Source organism: Pseudomonas sp. G2-4 (assembly GCF_030064125.1).
In the GTDB taxonomy this organism is placed as follows: Bacteria; Pseudomonadota; Gammaproteobacteria; order Pseudomonadales; family Pseudomonadaceae; genus Aquipseudomonas.
The window spans coordinates 1,935,952-1,956,455 of record NZ_CP125957.1 but is presented as its reverse complement, the minus strand read 5'-3'; the positions used below and the strand labels follow the sequence as shown (position 1 = coordinate 1,956,455).

Below are 20,504 nucleotides of genomic sequence, written 5' to 3'. Positions count from 1 at the left end.
GGCGTCCTCGCTAGGCAACTAGCGGGACGCCTTTTTTTGTTTTCGAAAAAATTGCCGAGCCAGCCCGATCACCGTGATGAAACGGGCCTGAACTTGCGGAGAACCCTGATGAAAAAACTCAAACTGGTAATGATCGGCAACGGCATGGCCGGGGTTCGAACCCTCGAAGAACTGCTCAAGTTGAGCAATGAGCTTTACGACATCACGGTGTTCGGCGCCGAGCCCCACACCAACTACAACCGCATCCTGCTCTCGCCGGTGCTGGCCGGAGAGCAGACGTTCGAAGAGATCGTGCTCAACGACCTGAGCTGGTACCTGGACAACGACATCAAGCTGCTGCTCAACCGCAAGGTGGTGGAGATCGACCGAGTCAAGCGCCGGGTCATCGCCGCAGACGGCAGCGAAGCCGAATACGACCGCTTGCTGATCGCCACCGGCTCTACCCCGTTCATCCTGCCGATTCCCGGCAACACCCTGGACGGCGTGATCGGCTACCGCGACATCGCCGACACCCAGGCGATGATCGACACCGCAAAGACCCACAAACACGCCGTGGTGATCGGCGGTGGCCTGCTGGGCCTGGAAGCCGCCAATGGCTTGAAGCTGCGGGGCATGGACGTGACCGTGGTGCACCTGGGCGAATGGCTGCTGGAACGGCAACTGGACAAGACCAGCGGCCAGCTGCTGCAAACTGCCCTGGAAAACCGCGGCCTGAAATTCCGTCTCAGCGAGCAGACCCAGGCCCTGCACGATGCAGGCAACGGCCGGGTCGGTTCGGTGCAGTTCAAGAACGGCGACATCATCCCCGCCGACCTGGTGGTGATGGCTGCCGGCATCCGCCCCAACACCGAACTGGCCGAAAAATCCGGCATCCCGTGCAACCGCGGGATCCTGGTCAACGACACCCTGCAAACCTACGACCCGCGCATCTACGCCATCGGCGAATGCGCCAGCCATCGCGGCACCGCCTATGGCTTGGTCGCGCCGCTATTCGAACAGGCCAAGGTCTGCGCCAACCACCTCGCGCAACTGGGCTTCGCCACCTACAAGGGCTCAGTGACCTCGACCAAACTAAAAGTCACCGGCATCGACCTGTTCTCCGCCGGCGACTTCATGGGTGGCGAAGGCACCGAGACCATCACCCTTTCCGACCCGATCGGCGGCGTCTACAAAAAGCTGGTGATCAAGGACGACGTGCTGGTCGGCGCCTGTCTCTACGGCGATACGGCGGATGGCGGCTGGTATTTCCGCCAGATCCGTGAGAACCACGGCATCAGCGAGATCCGTGATCACCTGATGTTTGGCGAGAATGCCTTGGGCGACGTCGGCCACCAGGGCCAGGACAAAGCCATGAGCATGGCCGACAGCGCCGAAGTCTGCGGCTGCAACGGTGTGTGCAAGGGCACCATCGTCAAGGCGATCCAGGAGCACGGGCTGTTCAGCGTCGATGACGTGAAAAAACACACCAAGGCCGCCAGCTCCTGCGGTTCCTGCGCCGGCCTGGTGGAACAGATCCTGATCAACACCGTGGGCGGCGCGGCGGACGTCAAGCCGAAAAGCGAAAAAGCCATCTGCGGTTGCAGCGACCTCAACCACGGCCAGATCCGCCAGGCGATCCGCGACCAACACCTGCTGACCATCGCTGGGACCATGAGCTACCTGAACTGGCGCACCCCGAACGGCTGCGCCACCTGCCGCCCGGCGCTGAACTACTACCTGATCTCCACCTGGCCCGGCGAAGCCCAGGACGACCCGCAGTCGCGCCTGATCAACGAACGCGCCCACGCCAACATCCAGAAAGACGGCACCTACTCGGTCGTCCCGCGGATGTGGGGTGGCGTGACCAATCCTGCGGAACTGCGGCGCATTGCCGACGTGGCCGACAAATACAACGTGCCCATGGTCAAGGTCACTGGCGGTCAGCGCATCGATTTGCTGGGGATCAAAAAGCAAGACCTGCCGGGGGTCTGGAAAGACCTCGACATGCCGTCCGGCCACGCCTACGGGAAGTCCATCCGCACCGTAAAAACCTGCGTGGGCAGTGAGTTCTGCCGCTTCGGCACGCAAAACTCGACCCAACTGGGCATCGAACTGGAGCACGACCTGTTCAACATGTGGTCGCCCCACAAGGTCAAGCTGGCCGTCTCCGGTTGCCCGCGCAACTGCTCGGAAGCCGGCATCAAGGACGTCGGCATCATCGGTGTCGACTCCGGCTGGGAGATGTACATCGGTGGCAACGGCGGGATCAAGACCGAGGTCGCCGAGTTCTTCGTCAAACTCAAGACTGCCGAAGAAGTGCGCGAATACAACGGCGCCTTCCTGCAGCTGTACCGCGAAGAAGCCTTCTACCTTGAACGCACCGTGCACTACATGCAGCGGGTCGGCATGGAGCACATCAAGAAAGCCGTGCTCGAAGACCCGGAGCGGCGCAAAGCCCTTCACGAACGCCTGAAGTTTTCCCTGTCGCTGGAACAGGACCCGTGGAAACAACGCCTGGAACAACCCCAGCTGAAAAAAGAGTTCGAGGTCATTCCTGTGAAGACGCTGGAGGTGCTGGCATGAACTGGCTGGATATCTGCGCACTGGATGAGATCAATATCCTCGGCTCGCGCATCATCAATGGCCCGAAAGGCGATATCGCGATTTTTCGTACCAGCGATGATGAGGTGTTCGCACTGGATGACCGTTGCCCTCACAAGGGCGGACCGCTCTCACAAGGCTTGGTGTACGGCAAGCGCGTAGCCTGCCCGCTGCACAACTGGCAGATCGACCTGGAAAGCGGCCAGGCCCAGGCTCCGGATGTGGGCTGTGCCCATCATCATTCGGCGCGGGTCGAGAATGGCCGGGTGATGCTGGCCCTGCGGGACGCAAGCTGATGAGCCGCCAGACCACTGCCTCGACCTGCTGTTATTGCGGGGTCGGTTGCGGCGTGCTGATCGAGCATGATGACGAGCGTATTCTCGGCGTCAGTGGCGATCCCGCCCATCCGGCCAACTTCGGCAAACTGTGCAGCAAAGGCTCGACACTGCACTTGACCGGCGACCTCGCCGCACGCGCCCTGTATCCCGAACTGCGCCTGGGCAAAGGCCTGGCGCGGGCCCGTAGCGACTGGGACAGCGCCCTGGATCATGCCGCCAGTGTCTTCGCCGAGACCCTCGCCGAGCACGGCCCCGACAGCGTGGCGTTCTACATCTCCGGCCAACTGCTGACCGAGGATTACTACGCCTTCAACAAACTCGCCCGGGCGCTGGTGGGCACCAACAACATCGACAGCAATTCCCGACTGTGCATGTCCTCCGCCGTGGTGGGCTACAAGCGCAGCCTCGGTGCCGATGCCCCGCCCTGCAGCTATGAAGACCTGGAGCTGAGCGACTGCGTGATGATCGTCGGCAGTAACATGGCCTACGCGCACCCCGTCCTGTTTCGTCGCCTCGAAGAAGCCAAATCCCGCCGGCCGCAGATGAAAGTCATCGTCATCGACCCCCGGCGCACCGACACCTGTGACCTGGCGGACCTGCACCTGGCGATTCTGCCCGGCACCGATGTCGCCTTGTTCCATGGAATTTTGCACCTGTTGCTGTGGGAAGACTGGGTCGACCGCGACTTCATCAAGGCCCACACCGAAGGCCTGGCGGACCTGAAAAACCTGGTGCGCGACTACACGCCGAGCATGGTCGCCCAACTGTGCGGTATCCGCGTCGAACAACTGCAGCAGTGCGCCGAATGGGTCGGCACGTCGCCGAGTTTCCTGTCGCTGTGGTGCATGGGCTTGAACCAGTCCACCGCTGGCAGCGCCAAGAACAGCGCATTGATCAACTTGCACCTGGCCACTGGCCAAATCGGCCGGCCAGGTGCGGGGCCTTTCTCATTGACCGGCCAACCCAATGCCATGGGCGGACGGGAAACCGGCAGCCTGTCGAACCTGCTGCCAGGCCATCGCGAAGCAGCCAACCCGGAGCATCGCGCCGAAGTCGCCCATTACTGGGGCGTCGAGCAATTGCCCGCCACCACTGGCTTGAGCGCCATAGAACTGTTCGAGCAGGTGCGCAGCGGCAAGATCAAGGCCTTGTGGATCGCTTGCACCAACCCGGCCCAATCGATGCCAGACCAGACCGCGGTACGTGAAGCGCTGCAAGCCTGCCCATTCGTGGTGTTGCAGGAGGCTTTCCGAACCACCGAAACCGCCGCGTTTGCCGACCTGCTGCTACCAGCGGCCAGTTGGGGCGAAAAGGAAGGCTCGGTGACCAACTCCGAACGGCGCATTTCCCACGTCCGCCAGGCAATCGGGGCACCGGGTGAAGCGCGGGCGGACTGGGCAATTACCGTGGATTTCGCACAACGCCTGGAGAAACGCCTGCGGCCGGGCCAGCCCAGCCTGTTCGCCTTTGAAACGCCGGCCCAGCTGTTCGATGAATACAAGCAGTTGACCCGGGGTCGGGACCTGGACTTGTCCGGCATCAGCCATGAACTGATCGATCAACTCGGCCCACAGCAATGGCCTTTCCCGGAAGGTGCGACCGTTGGAACGGCGCGTCTGTACGTGGACGGGATTTTTCCCACCGACAGCGGCCGCGCCCGGTTCGTGGCCGACCCGTATCGCGCTGCCAAGGAGCTGCGTGACGCCCGCTACCCGCTGACACTGAACACCGGTCGACTACGCGATCAGTGGCACGGCATGAGCCGTACCGGCACTGCGGCGCAATTGTTCGGCCATGTGAACGAAGCCGTACTCAGCCTGCATCCCGACGAAATGCAACGCCATCGCCTGCAAGCCGGTGACCTGGTCAGCCTCAAAAGCCGTCGCGGCGCCGTGATCGTGGCGGTGGAAAGCGACGAAAGCGTGCGCCCCGGCCAAGCATTTCTACCCATGCACTGGGGCGACCGGTTTCTCAAGGGCGGGGTCAATACCCTGACTCAACCAGCCTTCGACCCCATATCGAAACAACCGGAACTCAAACACAGCGGCGTCCGCCTGGATCCCGTGAACCTGCCCTGGCAGCTTTTCGCCTTGATCGAAGGCGATGTTCAACAGCATCTGGAGACGCTACGACCGCTGTGTGAGGCGTTTTCCTACGCCAGCCTGAGCCTGACCGGCCGTGAACGTCCCGCGTTGCTGATTCGCGCGGCCAGCGCCGTCGCCCCCGAACCGCAACTGCTAAGGGCGATCGACGAGCAATTGGGGCTGATTGAAGGCCCCGTATTGGCCTATGACGATCCACGGCGCTCCATCGGTAAACGGGTGCGCATCGAAAACGGTCGCATCACCGCCATTCGCCTGGCCGGCGAAACCCTGGCCCGGCACTGGTTGCAGAACCTGTGGCAGGAAGGTCGTGCCGACGAGCAGCTGCGGCGCTGGCTGCTGGCACCGTTGAGCGCGCCGCCGGGCAACGTCGGCAGTTCGCTCAAAGGCAGCAAAACGCTGTGCAACTGCATGAACGTCAGCCAGCGAGCGGTTTGCGCGGGCATTGAACGTGGCCTGGATCTGCAGGGGTTGAAAAAGGAACTGGGGTGCGGCACGCAGTGCGGCTCCTGTGTACCGGAAATCAAGCGCCTGCTGGTTGCCACTGCGCAACCGGTGGCCATTATCTCGTGAGGAAAAACACTATGAACGCAAAAGTCTGGCTGGTGGGAGCGGGTCCCGGTGACCCAGAATTATTGACCCTCAAAGCCGTGCGCGCCTTGGGCGAAGCTGACGTGGTGCTGATCGATGATCTGGTCAATAGCGCCGTGCTTGAGCATTGCCCCGCCGCACGCATCATTGCCGTGGGTAAACGCGGCGGATGCCGGTCCACGCCACAAGCCTTTATCCATCGCCTGATGCTGCGCTACGCCCGCCAGGGCAAATGTGTGGTGCGCCTGAAAGGCGGTGATCCGTGCATCTTCGGCCGGGGCGGTGAAGAGGCGCAGTGGTTGCGCGAACACGGTGTCGAGGTCGAACTGGTCAATGGCATCACCGCCGGGCTTGCAGGCGCCACCCAGTGCGATATTCCGCTGACCCTGCGCGGGATTGCCCGTGGCGTGACCCTGGTGACGGCCCACACCCAGGACGGCAGCAGCCTCAACTGGCAAGCCTTGGCCCAAAGCGGCACGACGCTGGTGGTGTACATGGGCGTGGCGAAACTGAGCGAAATCCGCGAGCAACTGCTGGCCGGTGGCCTGGCGGCGGACACCCCGGTGGCGATGATTGAAAACGCTTCCCTGCCCTACCAGCGTGACTGCCGCAGTGACTTGGCCTCGATGGAGGTCGATGCCAGTGCGTTCCAGCTCAAGAGCCCGGCAATCCTGGTGATTGGTGCGGTGGCGGGCACCGCCGAACTGACAGGATCACAACCCGCCTGGGCCCAGGCTTCGGCGCTATAACAAACCACACCGAACCTGTGGGAGCGAGCTTGCTCGCGATGGCGGCGTATCAGTCAACATCAATGATGCAGACCCGCCGCTATCGCGAGCAAGCTCGCTCCCACAGGTTTTGCTTTGTCTAACACAGGCTGCGCCCCACAAATCGCAGGCAAAGAAAAGCCCGGCCTAAGCCGGGCTTTTCTACAGCTTCGGGCTAATTACTTGCCTTGAGCTTCAACCTGCGCTTCTACGCGACGGTTAACTGCACGACCAGCTTCAGTGGCGTTGTCAGCAACTGGGCGGGATTCGCCGTAGCCAACAGCCTGAACGCGGGACGATTCAACACCGTACTGGTTGGTCAGAACCTGCTGAACGGCTTTTGCACGACGCTCAGACAGTTTCTGGTTGTAAGCGTCAGGACCGACGGAGTCAGTGTGACCTTCAACAGTGGTGCTGGTGGATGGGTACTGCTTCATGAAATCAGCCAGGTTCTTGATGTCGCCATAGCTGTTTTCTTTAACGGTCGACTTGTCGAAGTCGAACTTGACGTCCAACTCAACACGTACAACTTCGGCAACTGCTGGGCAGCCATCAGCGTCAACGGTTACGTTGGCTGGGGTGTCAGGGCACTTGTCGACGTTGTCGCACACGCCATCGTTGTCGCTGTCGGAGCAGACTTCAGCCGGAGCTGGAACTGGAGCAGCAGCAGGCTTGGAGCCGCCACCGAAGTTCACACCGATACCGACGCTTGGAGCCCACTCGGTGTCGCCCTGGTCGATGTTGTACTGAGCTTCAACGCCAGCACGGGCGTAGAAGTTCTCGGTGAAGTACAGCTTGGCACCGCCGCCAACGTTGGCGAAGGTGGAACCGTTACGACCGCTTTTGCCGTTCTGGCCGATGCTCTGATCGGAGAAACCAGCCGAAACGTACGGACGCAGCATGTCGCCCGGGTTGTTGAAGTGGTACAGAGCATCCAGAGCGGTGTTGGAGCCCTTGATGTTACGACCGTCTTCGGCACGTGCGTTGTGCACTTCGTCGTAGGCCAGACGCAGTTCTACGTCGTCGGTCAAGAAGTAACCAACCGAACCGCCGAACAGGTTGCCGTTGTTCTTGAAGTCCCGAGCGCTGTCGAACATTTCTTTCTTGGCGAAGCCTTCGATTTCAACTGCGCCTTGGCCTTGTGCCAGAGCGCCGAACGAAGTGGCAGCAATCAAAGAACCAATGGCAAAGCCCAAGGTGTTTTTCAGTTTCATCCGTTAAATCCCCATCTGGTGATTGTGAAGCAGTCCCGCATACCGGGGGACAACTCGGCGGCAAGTCTATCAGAACTTGCCTACACGTAAGAGATATTTGCGTCGAACTAAGTTTCAGCAATGCCCGCAAATTTCTCACGCAATTTGTCAAGAGCGCGCTTGTAACGCATTTTTGTCGCGCTCAAACCCATGTGCATTATGTCTGCGATCTCTTGGAATTCCAGTTCTGCGACAAATCGTAGCACCAGAATCTCCCGGTCAATCGGGTTCACGTATACCAGCCAGCGATCGAGCCCACCCTTTTCCTCGGGCTTGGGCGCCTTCTCTTCAGACGCTTCCTCGAGAGGGTCCAGGCTCAACGCGTCCATCAAGCGACGCTTGCGTCGCTCCTTGCGATACTGCGTGATGCATTCGTTGTACGTGATGCTGTAGAGCCAGGTCTTGAACTTCGATTTCCCCTCGAAGTTCTTCAAGCCATACAGCACCTTCAACATCACCTCCTGACAGACATCGTCAGCATCGCGATCGTTCCCCAGATACCTTGCACAAACGTTAAATAATGTTCTCTGGTAACGCCGCATCAACTCTTCGTAGGCGCGTGTAACGTGAAACAGCTCCGTATGCGCGCGCGCGACCAACTCCTCATCTGAGAGATCACGGGGGTCGTAGCGCGTAGATAGCGTTTGGGGTTTGTTCAAAACAAGTCGGGCCGACAGTCTAGGTCAATGTGCGCCACAGCCTGCGATAACAGGCATTTCGCGGCGGCATACATTAGCAGGGTTTGCCGGGTTAGCGGCTACTCACATGCTGCTCCAGCAGGATCCGATTGGAGAGTGACACCAGTTCGCCCTCCTCGGTCAGCAATGTGGTCTTCACCGTGCCGATCTCTTCGATCTGGCCTTCGACCTCGCCAACACGCACTTGTTGCCCAACCTCATACAGCTCACGCACATAGATTCCCGCAAGAATCTGGCCGGCGATTTCCCGGCTTCCCAACCCCATTGCCAGCGCAACCGCCAGACCAACGGTAATCAATACGATCACAATCACGTGGTTCAGCAGGTCAGTCTTGACCTCCAACTGGCTGATCGCGACCGAAATACTGATGATAATCACCAGGCCCTGGGCAATTCTCCCCAAGCCCTGGGCGTAATCGAGCCCTACACCCTCGGCCGCGCCGCGCACCAGCCCGTTGGCCAGTTGCGCCAGCAGAACGCCGACCAGCAAGACCAGCGCAGCCCCGAAAACCTTTGGCAAATACAGTGCAAGCATATCGAGCGTAGCTGAAACTCGCTCAAGACCAAGGGATTCAGCCGCAGAAACCAGAAAAATCAGCAGCACGAACCAATAGACGATCTTGCCGATCAAGGTCGAAATCGGTACCTGGATGCCGCCACGGGACAGCAGTTTGGTCAGGCCGGTGCCCCCCATCAAGCGGTCGAGCCCCAGTTTGGCGAGCAGTTTGGAGAGCAGCGTGTCCAGCAGCTTGGCGACGACGAAACCCAACAACAGCACGACCAACGCGCCGAAAAGGTTAGGAATGAAGTTAGCCACCTTGGTCCACAACGCAGTCATTGCCGTGACGAGGCTCTGGGTCCAGAGATTAAGTTCCATATTCAATCAGCCTTATCAGCGGTGCGAGTAACAGGTTTACGACGGGACACCGGCGAGACGTGGGCCGACCCATTATTCAAGGCGATCATCAACGCGGGCAACCAGCGGCCCAGCAGGCTGAACAGATCGCCGGCGCCGACCTGACGGTTGGCGGTTTTCAGCACACGTCCCAGGCATGCATCGTCGTCCCGGCTGGACGGCGAAGCCTTGAGCATGTCGCGCAAAGACTGTTCAAACGGATCGTGCATACGCACCTCTCGTGATGTCAGTGGGAGACGCGATCAAATTTCGTCGGGTCACATGAAGCCTTGTCACACCCAGCGCAAACGGCGGAATAACCACCACTGCCCCAGCGCCACGCAGACCATCAGCAGGCAGGCAACCAGGAAGCCGTAAGCGCTATCGGAGAACGGAATGCCGCCGACGTTAATACCCAAAAGGCCGGTGAGAAAACTCATCGGCAGGAAAATTCCGGTGATGATGCCAAAGCGGTACATGGTGCGGTTCATGCGCACCGAAAGACGCCGGTCCTCGGCCTCCAGCACAAGCCCCACGCGCTCTCGGGTCAATTCCAGCTCCTCGAGGTAACGGGTCAGGCTGTTGTTCAATTCATTCCAGTAGTCGCCGTCGTCGTCGATGAACCACGGCAGTTTAAGCCGTGTCATCTGACCGAAAATGTCCCGCTGTGGCGCCAGGAATCGCTTCAGCCCGGCCGCCCTTCGACGGATATGCAAAATGGCGTCGTGCTCGGGTGTATACCGTTCGTCAGTATCGAGTTTCTCTTCCTCGCTATCGACGATTTCAGAAAGACCCGTGACCAGGTCCTGCACCTTATTGGTGAGGTATTGCGCCATATAAAGGATGAGCTCCGACGCACTTTTCGGCCCCTTGCCCTCGGTCAATTGCGCCAGCAGCTCATCTGTAGCACGCAGTGGACGCAGACGCAGGGAGATCACGCGCTGGGCGGACGCAAAGATCCGCACCGAAACCATGTCTTCCGGCTCGGCGCCCGGGTTGAGGTTGATCCCCCTGAGGAACAGCAGCAGCTCAGCGTTGGGCAACGGCAACAGCCGCGGCCGGGTGTTCTCCTCGAGCAGCAGGTCGCAGTTGAATTCACTCAGTCCACTGGACTTGCGCAGCCACGTGTGGGTTTGCGGATGACTGCGATCCCAGTGCAGCCACAGGCTTTCATGGGCCTGCAACTGCAAATCGTCGAGTTCGGTCCGGGCTATGGAACGCGCGCCACCTTTACCGTCCAGCACGAGGGCATGCACCAGCCCCCATTGCGCGTTTTCTTCCTCGAACATCCTCATCCCTTATGGCTGTGGCGCTTCATTCAGGCATTGTCAGCGGGCTTGGCGAGACGATCACGCCGTTGTTGTCCGCATAGACATACTCGCCCGGGCGAAACGTCACGCCGGCAAAGGTCACCGGCACATTGAGCTCGCCGACACCACGCCGGTCGGTCTTCATCGGGTGACTGGCCAGGGCCTGGACCCCGAGGTCCGTCTGGGCGATGACGTCGACATCGCGGATGCAACCGTAGATCACCAGACCTTCCCAGCCGTTTTTCGCGGCTTTTTCCGCCAGCATGTCGCCCAGCAGTGCCCGACGCAGGGAGCCACCACCATCGACCACCAACACCTTGCCGTTGCCCTGGAGTTCAACCTGCTCCTTGACCCGCGAGTTGTCCTCGAAGCACTTGATGGTCACGATTTCGCCGCCGAAGGAATCGCGGCCGCCGAAATTGCTGAACATCGGCTCCAACACCTGCACCAACTCCGGGTAGGCGTCGCACAGGTCGGGCGTGAGGTAATGGTTCATCGAGCAACTCCTGTAGGGCTTGAACGTCAGGTTGAATGAACAACCGTTTATGACCGTAACAGCGCAACGCGTCATATCTTAGCCGCAAGCCGAGCAGAGCGAAATGCCCCTTTCAGAGCCTTTCGCTCAAACTGCCTCGGCCAGCGCCGGCAAACTTTCCAACAACGGAACGTGCTGATCGTGCAGCCAACGCGCCACCAGAGGCCAGACCTCCGTGTGCGCGGCTTTGCTGACCAGCATTTCGACATGGCCGAAATCGTCACTGAAGCCCTGCTTGCGGCCCAGGCAGACAAACTGCTTGTGCTCGGAACCGATCTGCTCGAAGAGTTTGTGGCAGGCCCAGGTCGGGTCCTGATGATCACCCACTGCACTCACCGCCAGCACGGGCACCTGCACATCGGCCAGGCCCGCCCACCAGTTCTTCTCGGCATCGCCGAAACGCCCGAACAGGCCGTACCAACGCATGCTCTCCAGGGCCAGGCCGATGGGCTCGTCCTCGGGGCCGCGCTTGAGCCTTGCGCCGGACAATTGGGCGAAACGCTTGAGGATGAACCGGCCGCTCCACTCCACCGGTGGGATCTTCAGCGGCCAGTAGGTGCGGCTGACCTGGGTGCCAAAGAACGCCGCCGAAGCCACGGCCGGTGCCCCCAGATAATGGCCGCCCAAAGCTGCCGCCAGGGTGATGCCACCCAGGGAGTGGCCGATCCAGTGCGGCACTTGTCCGCTCTGCTCCCGCACGAAGGCACCGATGGCCGGCAAGTCGTAACGGGCGTAGTCGGCCACGCGATTGTTGCGGTAGCCCTGGTTGCGCTGGGACAGCCCGTGGCCGCGCATCTCGGGGATCCAGACATCAAACCCCAGGCGTGTCAGGTACGCCCCCAGGCCCAGGCCCTTGGGCGAATACCAGAAACGCCGGTTGGAAAAGCTGCCGTGCAACAGAATCACAGGGACGCCACGGGTTTCGGTGGCGTCGGCCATGCCCAGCCGGGTGACGGCCAGTTCAACGCTGTAGTCCGGGCTGTTGCCGGGTTTCAAGCGATAGACATCTTCGCTCAGATCGCCGCGCCGCTCGGCGCTGATCAGGGCGACAGGAAATAGGTTGCTGCTGCTTTGCATAATCTTCTTGCACAAAAAAAGACGACTGTGGGAGCGAGCTTGCTCGCGACTGCGGTGGATCAGCAAAATAATCTTGGCTGACACTCCGCTATCGCGAGCAAGCTCGCTCCCACAAAGGTTACCCGGCTTACATTACCGGTGAGGCCGCTTCACTCGATCAGACCGCAGCCTGACCCTCAGCCAGGAAGAACCAGGTTTCCAGTACGGAGTCCGGGTTCAACGAAACGCTTTCGATGCCCTGTTCCATCAGCCACTTGGCCAGGTCCGGGTGATCCGAAGGGCCCTGGCCGCAGATGCCGATGTACTTGCCTGCCTTGTTGCAGGCGGCGATGGCATTGGCCAGCAGTTTTTTGACCGCCGGGTTACGCTCATCGAACAGGTGCGCGATGATCCCGGAGTCACGGTCCAGGCCCAGGGTCAACTGGGTCAGGTCGTTGGAACCGATGGAGAAACCGTCGAAGAATTCGAGGAATTCTTCAGCCAGGATCGCGTTGGACGGCAGCTCGCACATCATGATCACGCGCAGGCCATTGTCGCCACGGGCCAGGCCGTTTTCCGCCAGCAGGTCGACGACCTGGCTCGCTTCGCCCAAGGTACGGACGAACGGCACCATGATCTCGACGTTGGTCAGGCCCATTTCGTTGCGCACACGCTTGAGGGCGCGGCACTCGAGCTCGAAGCAGTCACGGAACGCTTCGCTGATGTAGCGCGAGGCGCCACGGAAACCCAGCATCGGGTTTTCTTCTTCTGGCTCGTAGAGCTTGCCGCCGATCAGGTTGGCGTATTCGTTGGACTTGAAGTCCGACAGGCGCACGATGACCTTTTTCGGCCAGAACGCCGCCGCCAGGGTGCTGATGCCTTCCACCAGTTTCTCGACGTAGAAGCCGACCGGGTCGTCATAACCGGCGATGCGCTTGTCGACGCTGTCCTTGATCTCCGGCGGCAGGCCGTCGTAGTTCAGCAGCGCCTTGGGGTGCACGCCGATCATGCGGTTGATGATGAACTCCAGGCGGGCCAGGCCGACACCGGCGTTCGGCAATTGTGCGAAGTCAAAGGCGCGGTCCGGGTTGCCGACGTTCATCATGATCTTGAACGGCAGGTCCGGCATGGCGTCCACGGAGTTCTTCTTGATGTCGAAGCCCAGTTCACCTTCGAAGATGTAGCCGGTATCGCCTTCGGCGCAGGAAACAGTCACGCCCTGGCCGTCCTTGAGCAGTTGGGTGGCGTTGCCGCAACCCACCACTGCCGGGATCCCCAGTTCACGGGCGATGATCGCCGCGTGGCAAGTGCGCCCGCCACGGTTGGTGACGATGGCGCTGGCGCGCTTCATCACCGGCTCCCAGTCCGGGTCGGTCATGTCGGAAACCAATACGTCACCGGCCTGGACCTTGTCCATCTCCGAGACGTCCTTGATGATCCGTACCTTGCCGGCGCCGATGCGCTGGCCGATGGCACGGCCTTCCACCAGCACGGTGCCGGTTTCCTTGAGCAGGTAGCGCTCCATGACGTTGGCCTGGGTGCGGCTCTTCACGGTTTCCGGACGGGCCTGCACGATGTACAGCTTGCCGTCGTCACCGTCCTTGGCCCATTCGATGTCCATCGGGCACTTGTAGTGCTTCTCGATGATCATCGCCTGCTTGGCCAGCTCGCTGACCTCGGCGTCGCTCAGGCAGAAACGTGCGCGCTCGGCCTTGTCCACGTCGACGGTCTTCACCGAACGACCGGCCTTGGCTTCGTCGCCGTAGATCATCTTGATGGCCTTGCTGCCCAGGTTGCGACGCAGGATCGCTGGGCGACCGGCTTCCAGCGTGCCCTTGTGGACGTAGAACTCATCCGGGTTCACCGCGCCCTGCACCACGGTTTCACCCAGGCCGTAGGCGCCGGTGATGAACACGACGTCACGGAAACCCGACTCGGTGTCGAGGGTGAACATCACGCCGGCGGTGCCGGTTTCGGAGCGGACCATGCGCTGCACACCGGCGGACAGGGCGACCAGTTTATGGTCGAAGCCCTGGTGAACGCGGTAGGAAATGGCACGGTCGTTGAAGAGGGAGGCGAAGACTTCCTTGGCCGCGCGGATGACGTTTTCCACGCCGCGGATGTTCAGGAAGGTTTCCTGCTGGCCGGCGAAGGAGGCGTCCGGCAGGTCTTCGGCGGTGGCCGAGGAACGCACGGCGACGGCGACGTCGGGATTGCCTTCGGACAGCTTGGCGAAGGCCGTACGGATTTCGGCGTTCAGCTTCTCGGGGAACTCGGCGTCCATGATCCATTGGCGGATCTGGGCCCCGGTCTTGGCCAGGGCATTGACGTCATCGACGTCCAGGGCGTCGAGCGCATCGTGGATCTGCTGGTTCAGGCCACTCAGTTCCAGGAAATCACGATAAGCCTGAGCGGTCGTGGCGAAGCCACCTGGCACTGATACGCCAGCACCGGCGAGGTTACTGATCATCTCGCCCAGGGATGCGTTCTTGCCCCCCACATGCTCTACATCATGGACGCCGAGCTTATCGAGGGAAACTACGTACTCTACCAAGGTGATCTCTCCACTAACTGTGTTGGAAAAGCTCAAGGCACCGGTGGCTCCAGGGGAGCAAATACCGGCGATATGGCCTGGACCTGGAAAATAAGTGAGAATGCGGGCCACTGGCGGCCGGCAAATCGCGCCTATCATATCCAAGAATCGTCACTAGCTCACTAGCTAAGGCCCAAGGCGCAAATGAAACGATCTGCTTTCTTTATCTCCGACGGCACCGGCATCACGGCCGAAACGCTAGGCCAAAGCCTGTTGGCACAGTTCGAAAACATTACCTTCGCCAAGCTGACACGTCCGTACATCGACAACGTCGACAAGGCGCGGGCCATGGTACAGCAAATCAATAAAGCCGCCGAAACCGACGGTTTCCGTCCGATTATCTTCGATACCATCGTCAATCAGGACATCCGTGAGATTCTCGCAACGTCCAATGGTTTCATGATCGACATTTTTTCCACCTTCCTGGCGCCCCTGGAACAGGAACTGAGCGAACATTCGTCCTACTCGGTCGGCAAGTCCCATTCCATTGGCCACAACTCCAACTACATGGAGCGGATCGAGGCGGTCAACTTCGCGCTGGACAACGATGACGGCGCCCGTACGCATTATTACGACAAGGCCGATCTGATCCTAGTGGGGGTGTCGCGCTGTGGTAAGACGCCGACGTGTCTGTACATGGCGATGCAGTTCGGCATCCGCGCGGCCAACTATCCGCTGACCGAAGACGACATGGAACGCCTGCAGTTGCCCAGCGCCCTGCGCGCCCATCAGCATAAGTTGTTCGGCCTGACCATCGACCCGGATCGCCTCACCGCGATCCGCAACGAACGCAAGCCCAACAGCCGCTACTCGAGCTATGCCCAGTGCGAGTTCGAAGTGCGCGAGGTGGAAAATCTGTTCCGGCGGGAGAACATTCCGCATATCAATTCCACGCATTTTTCCGTGGAAGAGATTTCGGCGAAGATTTTGGTGGAGAAAGGGGTGGAGCGTCGGTTCAAGTAAGTAATGAGGTAACACAATCCCTGTGGCGAGGGAGCTTGCTCCCGCTGGGGCGCGAAGCGGCCCCTGGCAGGTTGGATGCAGGCTGTCAGATATACCGCGGCGTCTGGCTTTAGGGCTGCTGCGCAGCCCAGCGGGAGCAAGCTCCCTCGCCACGGGGGCCGGTCTTATCCATTTAGAGTGCCGCTGCTGCCTGTTCCTCCATCTTCTTGCGCAAGCTCAGTGGCCGCATGTCAGTCCAGACTTCTTCGATGTAGGCCAGGCATTCCTTCTTGAACCCGCTTTTGCCGACGGTGCGCCAGCCTTCGGGAATCGCTTTGTAGTCTGGCCAGATCGAATACTGCTCTTCGTGGTTGACCACGACCTGAAAGACGATGTCCTCGCGGTCGAATACTGAAGTCATGGGTGTCTCTCCATCTTTGCTCGAGGTTTGCTGCGGCACATGCGCAGCCAGGATATGAAAGGAACGTACGGGGCCAGGTGAAAATTAGGTATCGGCCACAGCCGCCTTCAAGGCTCGTCCGAAAATCTCGGCGACCCGGTCGATTTCTGCCGCGGTGATGATCAGCGGCGGCAGGAAACGCACCACGCCACCCTGCCGGCCACCCAATTCCAGGATCAGCCCGCGCTTGAGGCATTCGCGCTGCAGCCGTGGCGCCAGCCGCGCATGCACCGGCAGATGGCCCAGGGCGTCTGGCTTGCCTGCCAGGTCCACCAGTTCGACGCCGAGCATTAGCCCACGACCACGGATATCGCCCAGTTGCGGGAAGTCCCGCTGCAGAATGCGCAGGTGCTCGCTCAAGCGCTCGCCCATGGCGGCGGCGTGGGCCGGCAGGTTGTGCTCCACCAGATAGCGCATCACCGCGGAACCGGCGGCCATGGCCATTTGATTGCCACGGAAGGTCCCGGCATGGGCACCCGGCAGCCACGTGTCGAGCCAGTCGCGATAAACCACCACCGCCAACGGCAGGCTGCCGCCGATGGCTTTGGACAGCACGACTACGTCTGGAATGATCCCGGCATGCTCGAACGCAAACATTTTTCCGGTACGGCCGAAACCGCTCTGGATCTCGTCGACGATCAGCGCCACCCCGGCCTGCTCGGTAATGCGCCGCAAGCCGCGCAGCCAATCAAGGTCGGCCGGGATCACCCCGCCCTCGCCTTGTACCACCTCGACGATCACCGCCGCCGGCAATTGCACGCCGGCCTCGGGGTCGTTCAGCAGGTTTTCCAGGTAATGCAGGTTGGCCTTCACCCCCTCGGCGCCACCCAACCCGAACGGACAGCGGTAATCGTAGGGGTATGGCATGAATTGCACGCCGTTGCTGAGCAGGGCACCCAAGGGTTTCTTCGGTCCCAGGCTGCCCATCAGACTCAACGCGCCCTGGCTCATGCCGTGATACCCCCCCTGGAACGACAGCACGGTGCTGCGCCCGGTGGCGGTGCGCACCAACTTGAGGGCGGCTTCTACCGCGTCGGTACCCGTGGGGCCGCAGAACTGGATCTTCGCCTCGGCGGCCAGCTGCGCCGGCAACAGGCCGAACAGGTCCTGGACGAAGCGGTCCTTGACCGGCGTGGTCAGGTCCAGAGTATGCAAGGGCAACTCATCGGCCAACACCTGTTGGATCGCCTCGATCACCACCGGGTGGTTATGCCCCAGCGCCAGTGTGCCGGCACCGGCCAGGCAGTCAATGAAGGTACGGCCTTCGACGTCCTCGACATACAGCCCCCTGGCGCGCTTGAGGGCCAGCGGGATGCGCCGCGGATAACTGCGAGCGTTGGACTCCTGCCGGTTCTGGCGAGCCAGCAGTGGCGATTCATTGAATTGATAGAGCGTCTCGGTCGGCGCGACATTGACCCGCGCCGGCTGTGCTTCGATAAGGCTGTTGGCGACTGACATCTCTCGACCCCGCAATCCACTGTAAGTAGCGACCCAAATGGCACACCGGGCAGGTGCGCATCTGGTCGGGCGCACGTGCAGGTTTCCTGTTGTGGAAACGCATCAGCGAGGCATGGATTTACTCTCGGGCCGAACTTTCCCTACGGGTTCGATCAGTGGCTTATGCATCGCGATGGCCGTGACACCGTCGATGACGAAAGCCTCGGCACTTTGCTCGAACCCCATGCGCCGATAGAACGCCTGGCTGGTGCCCGTGCTGTCGAGTCGCACCTGGGCGACCCCACGCTCGCGCAGCCACGCCTCGATGTCGCGTACCAGCGCCTGCCCGGCACCACGGCGAAACCATTCCGGCTGCACGTAGCAAAACGCGATCCGTCCATCGACCGAGGCCATGGCGGTACCCACCGGCCGCCCCTGCAAACGCGCCAGGGTCAGGCGCAGCCGTGGATCGGCCAGCCAGGGTTGGACATATGTGAGGGTGTTATTGCGGACCCAGGCCTCCACGATACGCGGGTCATTACGGTGTGCGACGGCACAACCGACCCGGATGGAGCGCTCGGCGATCCGGCTGATGATGCCGGCATCGTTGGGCGTGGCTGTGCAGACTTCGATGAACGTGTCCATGGCGCGGTTTTCCTCAGTCCTTGAGTCGAGCTGAAAAAAACATAGACCCGGATAAGGTGGTTGCGCCAATGGCAGGTCGTTACGGCAGATGTACAACCCACGCTGGGGGATTACCAATGTTCTTGGGGCTAGCCTGAATCATTGTGGCGAGGGAGCTTGCTCCCGCTGGACCGCGAAGCGGGCCCAAATCCGCCGCCCGGGCCCCACCAGACTCACCGCACTCTCGGGCTAGGGGGCTGCTGCGCAGCCCAGCGGGAGCAAGCTCCCTCGCCACGGAACCACTCACTTGACCAGGGGTTGCTGCACCGGCATCGTCAATTCAACCCGCAGCCCATCCGGGCGGCTGTCGAAATGCAGGCCGCAGCCGCACCGCTGGACGATGGCCTGGACGATCGCCAGCCCCAGCCCGCAGCCGGTGCTCTGGCCGTTGCGCCAGAAGCGTTGAGTCAGGTGCTGGATATCGTCGGCAGCAATGCCGGGCCCGTGGTCACGTACCTGGAAACGCACGCGCTGGCCGATCATCTCCAGGCTCAGCTCCACATCGGTATCGTCCGGGGTATGGCGCAGGGCGTTATCCAGCAGATTGCGCAAGGCGGCAATGGAAAGCACCGCCGGCATCTGCACCGGGGCGTCGGACAGTCCTGGCGATACATGCAGCTTGATCCGTCGGGAATCATTGCTCGCCGCGTCCTGGATCGCCAGCCGGGCGACCTGCTCGGCGTTGCACTGCACGCCGTCGTCGAACGACAGGCTGCCTTCGACCCGGGCCAGCAGCAGCAATTGCTCAAGCGTGCGGTGCATGCGGTCGGCACCCTCCTCGGCCCGGGCCAGGGATTGGTCGCGGGCAGCGCCTTCGGTCATGCGCGCCACTTGCAGGTGCGTCTTGATGGCCGTCAGCGGACTGCGCAATTCGTGGGCGGCATCGCCGGTCAGCCGGCGCTCCCGCTCGATGGTCTTGCCAATGCGTTGGAACAGCTGGTTCTGGGTTTCCAGCAAGGGCCGCAGCTCACTGGGCAACGGGTGGATCTGCAAGGGCTCAAGAGAGTCGGCATTGCGTCGCATCAGCGCGTCGCGCATGCGGTTAAGCGGTGCCAGGCCCTGGCCGATGCCCAGCCAAAGCAAGCACAGACACCCGAGCAACGCCACGCCAACCGGCACCGAGGCCGCCAGCAGTATCGACATGTTCAAGGCTTCGCGTTCAATCTGACGGTCGGCGGTGGTGATGCGCAGATCACCTCGGGCCAAGGTGAAGCTGCGCCAGGGCGCACCGTCGATCATCTGGTCGTGAAAGCCCATTTTCTCGGCTTCCAGGGCTTGCTCTGGCGTGCCGTGACTACGAGCGAGAATCTCACCGCGCAAGGAACTGACCTGGCAGGCCATACCGCCAGGAATACTCAATTGCTCAGCGCTGAAATGCGTGCCTTCGCCCTTGCTGGGCAGCGGTGGCAACTGCTCCAGCAGCCCGGCGACCATCCGCGCCGAGGCCACCAGACGCTGGTCGAGGGAGAACATCATCTGGTTGCGCAGATCGCTGAGCATCCATGCCGCGGCCAAGGCCCAGATCAGGGCAAAGGCCGCGCCGAGGGTCAGGCTCAGGCGCAGTCGCAGGCTCATCACTTGGAAGATTCCCCGCCATCGGCCGGACCGAGGCGATAGCCCAGTCCACGCACGGTCTCGACGATTCCGTTACCCAGTTTGCGTCGCAGGTGATGGATATGGACGTTGAGGGCGTTGCTTTCCAGCTCGTCATTGAACCCGTAGACGCTGTCCTTGAGTTGCTCGGTGGACAGCACCCGGCCACGGTTGTGCAGCAGCGCTTGCAACAGCGACTGCTCCCGACGGGACAGGTCCACCGGCTGGCCAGCCAACGTGGTTTCCCGGCTGCTGGGGTCGTAAGTCAGGCGGCCGTGTTCGATCAGATTGACGCTGCGCCCCGCCACGCGCCGCAGCAGGGTGTGCAGGCGCGCCGCGAGTTCGCGCAGGTCGAAGGGCTTGAGCAGATAGTCATCGGCACCGGCCTGCAAGCCATCGACCCGATCGGTCACCGAGTCCCGGGCCGTGAGGATCAACACCGGTATCTCCAGGCCTTGCTGGCGCAGTTGCTTGAGCAATTTAAGGCCGTCCTCGTCGGGCAACCCCAGGTCCAGCACCATGACGTCAAACTCGGCCACGCCGACCATCGCCCGCGCCGCCGATGCCGTGGCGACGTGTTCGACGGTCAGGCCCTGGGCCGTGAGCCCGGCAACGATCCCGCTGGCGATCAGCTCATCGTCTTCGCAGACCAGTACGTGCATGGTAAGCC

The 20,504-nt window shown here is 61.4% G+C and carries 18 protein-coding genes; 5 read left to right on the top strand and 13 right to left on the bottom strand.

Annotated elements, in window-relative coordinates; all coding sequences use genetic code 11:
- The first annotated feature begins 108 nt into the window (after positions 1-108).
- The 4 genes from nirB to cobA are packed head-to-tail and all read left to right on the top strand — an operon-like array spanning position 109 to position 6,360.
- On the top strand, positions 109-2,562 hold the full coding sequence (gene nirB, locus QNH97_RS08710) for a nitrite reductase large subunit NirB (RefSeq protein WP_283556460.1): 2,454 nt from the start codon (positions 109-111) through the stop codon (positions 2,560-2,562).
- Positions 2,559-2,876: a nitrite reductase small subunit NirD gene (gene nirD / locus QNH97_RS08705; RefSeq protein ID WP_283556459.1), complete on the top strand. Its 318-nt coding sequence runs from the start codon at positions 2,559-2,561 to the stop codon at positions 2,874-2,876. Before nirB ends, nirD begins: the two co-directional genes overlap by 4 nt.
- A complete protein-coding gene (locus QNH97_RS08700) occupies positions 2,876-5,593 on the top strand; it encodes a nitrate reductase (RefSeq protein ID WP_283556458.1) in 2,718 nt (905 codons plus the stop codon). Before nirD ends, QNH97_RS08700 begins: the two co-directional genes overlap by 1 nt.
- A gap of 11 nt (positions 5,594-5,604) precedes the next feature.
- Positions 5,605-6,360, top strand: coding sequence for a uroporphyrinogen-III C-methyltransferase (cobA, locus tag QNH97_RS08695; protein ID WP_283556457.1), 756 nt, complete (start codon positions 5,605-5,607; stop codon positions 6,358-6,360).
- A 197-nt stretch (positions 6,361-6,557) separates the two neighbouring features.
- Here cobA and QNH97_RS08690 read toward each other — a convergent pair whose 3' ends face one another.
- The 8 genes from QNH97_RS08690 to ppsA all read right to left on the bottom strand — a co-directional run bounded on the left by QNH97_RS08690 (position 6,558) and on the right by ppsA (position 14,679).
- Entirely contained in the window at positions 6,558-7,592 is a 1,035-nt protein-coding gene (locus QNH97_RS08690) for an OmpA family protein (protein WP_283556456.1), read from the bottom strand.
- 107 nt (positions 7,593-7,699) lie between these two features.
- A complete protein-coding gene (sigX, locus tag QNH97_RS08685; RefSeq protein ID WP_283556455.1) occupies positions 7,700-8,290 on the bottom strand; it encodes an RNA polymerase sigma factor SigX in 591 nt (196 codons plus the stop codon).
- Between the two features lie 91 nt (positions 8,291-8,381).
- A complete protein-coding gene (locus QNH97_RS08680) occupies positions 8,382-9,206 on the bottom strand; it encodes a mechanosensitive ion channel family protein (RefSeq protein WP_025212680.1) in 825 nt (274 codons plus the stop codon).
- Positions 9,207-9,208: 2 nt separating this feature from the next.
- A complete protein-coding gene (locus tag QNH97_RS08675; RefSeq protein WP_014337331.1) occupies positions 9,209-9,454 on the bottom strand; it encodes a hypothetical protein in 246 nt (81 codons plus the stop codon).
- 63 nt (positions 9,455-9,517) lie between these two features.
- Positions 9,518-10,513 (bottom strand): divalent cation transporter CmaX, encoded by a 996-nt coding sequence (gene cmaX / locus QNH97_RS08670; RefSeq protein ID WP_283556454.1) that lies wholly within the window; start codon positions 10,511-10,513, stop codon positions 9,518-9,520.
- A gap of 25 nt (positions 10,514-10,538) precedes the next feature.
- Positions 10,539-11,030: a ribonuclease E activity regulator RraA gene (rraA, locus tag QNH97_RS08665; protein ID WP_283556453.1), complete on the bottom strand. Its 492-nt coding sequence runs from the start codon at positions 11,028-11,030 to the stop codon at positions 10,539-10,541.
- A 126-nt stretch (positions 11,031-11,156) separates the two neighbouring features.
- Entirely contained in the window at positions 11,157-12,146 is a 990-nt protein-coding gene (locus QNH97_RS08660) for an alpha/beta fold hydrolase (RefSeq protein ID WP_283556452.1), read from the bottom strand.
- Between the two features lie 157 nt (positions 12,147-12,303).
- On the bottom strand, positions 12,304-14,679 hold the full coding sequence (gene ppsA / locus QNH97_RS08655) for a phosphoenolpyruvate synthase (RefSeq protein WP_283556451.1): 2,376 nt from the start codon (positions 14,677-14,679) through the stop codon (positions 12,304-12,306).
- 183 nt (positions 14,680-14,862) lie between these two features.
- Between ppsA and ppsR the strand changes: the two genes are divergently transcribed.
- Positions 14,863-15,681 (top strand): posphoenolpyruvate synthetase regulatory kinase/phosphorylase PpsR, encoded by an 819-nt coding sequence (gene ppsR / locus QNH97_RS08650; RefSeq protein ID WP_230149764.1) that lies wholly within the window; start codon positions 14,863-14,865, stop codon positions 15,679-15,681.
- Between the two features lie 172 nt (positions 15,682-15,853).
- Here the strand turns inward: ppsR and QNH97_RS08645 are convergent, their stop codons facing one another.
- From QNH97_RS08645 to QNH97_RS08625, 5 genes are all read right to left on the bottom strand, one after another.
- Positions 15,854-16,081 carry an MbtH family protein gene (locus QNH97_RS08645; RefSeq protein ID WP_283556450.1) on the bottom strand — a complete coding sequence of 76 codons (228 nt, stop codon included), beginning with the start codon at positions 16,079-16,081 and terminating at the stop codon, positions 15,854-15,856.
- An 84-nt stretch (positions 16,082-16,165) separates the two neighbouring features.
- Positions 16,166-17,578: an aspartate aminotransferase family protein gene (locus QNH97_RS08640; RefSeq protein ID WP_283556449.1), complete on the bottom strand. Its 1,413-nt coding sequence runs from the start codon at positions 17,576-17,578 to the stop codon at positions 16,166-16,168.
- A gap of 102 nt (positions 17,579-17,680) precedes the next feature.
- Positions 17,681-18,202 (bottom strand): GNAT family N-acetyltransferase, encoded by a 522-nt coding sequence (locus QNH97_RS08635; RefSeq protein ID WP_283556448.1) that lies wholly within the window; start codon positions 18,200-18,202, stop codon positions 17,681-17,683.
- A 282-nt stretch (positions 18,203-18,484) separates the two neighbouring features.
- Positions 18,485-19,819 (bottom strand): ATP-binding protein, encoded by a 1,335-nt coding sequence (locus QNH97_RS08630; protein WP_283556447.1) that lies wholly within the window; start codon positions 19,817-19,819, stop codon positions 18,485-18,487.
- On the bottom strand, positions 19,816-20,496 hold the full coding sequence (locus QNH97_RS08625; RefSeq protein ID WP_025212669.1) for a response regulator: 681 nt from the start codon (positions 20,494-20,496) through the stop codon (positions 19,816-19,818). The genes QNH97_RS08630 and QNH97_RS08625 overlap by 4 nt, the downstream gene beginning before the upstream one ends.
- Positions 20,497-20,504: the final 8 nt, after the last annotated feature.

Excerpts from the sequence above, each read along its gene's own strand:
- QNH97_RS08680 (WP_025212680.1), bottom strand. The coding sequence starts at position 9,206 with ATGGAACTTAATCTCTGGACCCAGAGCCTCGTCACGGCAATGACTGCG.
- QNH97_RS08645 (WP_283556450.1), bottom strand. The coding sequence starts at position 16,081 with ATGACTTCAGTATTCGACCGCGAGGACATCGTCTTTCAGGTCGTGGTC.
- rraA (WP_283556453.1), bottom strand. The coding sequence starts at position 11,030 with ATGAACCATTACCTCACGCCCGACCTGTGCGACGCCTACCCGGAGTTG.
- QNH97_RS08690 (WP_283556456.1), bottom strand. The coding sequence starts at position 7,592 with ATGAAACTGAAAAACACCTTGGGCTTTGCCATTGGTTCTTTGATTGCT.
- ppsR (WP_230149764.1), top strand. The coding sequence starts at position 14,863 with ATGAAACGATCTGCTTTCTTTATCTCCGACGGCACCGGCATCACGGCC.
- QNH97_RS08700 (WP_283556458.1), top strand. The coding sequence starts at position 2,876 with ATGAGCCGCCAGACCACTGCCTCGACCTGCTGTTATTGCGGGGTCGGT.
- QNH97_RS08635 (WP_283556448.1), bottom strand. The coding sequence starts at position 18,202 with ATGGACACGTTCATCGAAGTCTGCACAGCCACGCCCAACGATGCCGGC.
- nirB (WP_283556460.1), top strand. The coding sequence starts at position 109 with ATGAAAAAACTCAAACTGGTAATGATCGGCAACGGCATGGCCGGGGTT.
- cobA (WP_283556457.1), top strand. The coding sequence starts at position 5,605 with ATGAACGCAAAAGTCTGGCTGGTGGGAGCGGGTCCCGGTGACCCAGAA.
- QNH97_RS08625 (WP_025212669.1), bottom strand. The coding sequence starts at position 20,496 with ATGCACGTACTGGTCTGCGAAGACGATGAGCTGATCGCCAGCGGGATC.
- QNH97_RS08640 (WP_283556449.1), bottom strand. The coding sequence starts at position 17,578 with ATGTCAGTCGCCAACAGCCTTATCGAAGCACAGCCGGCGCGGGTCAAT.
- QNH97_RS08660 (WP_283556452.1), bottom strand. The coding sequence starts at position 12,146 with ATGCAAAGCAGCAGCAACCTATTTCCTGTCGCCCTGATCAGCGCCGAG.
- QNH97_RS08675 (WP_014337331.1), bottom strand. The coding sequence starts at position 9,454 with ATGCACGATCCGTTTGAACAGTCTTTGCGCGACATGCTCAAGGCTTCG.
- cmaX (WP_283556454.1), bottom strand. The coding sequence starts at position 10,513 with ATGTTCGAGGAAGAAAACGCGCAATGGGGGCTGGTGCATGCCCTCGTG.
- nirD (WP_283556459.1), top strand. The coding sequence starts at position 2,559 with ATGAACTGGCTGGATATCTGCGCACTGGATGAGATCAATATCCTCGGC.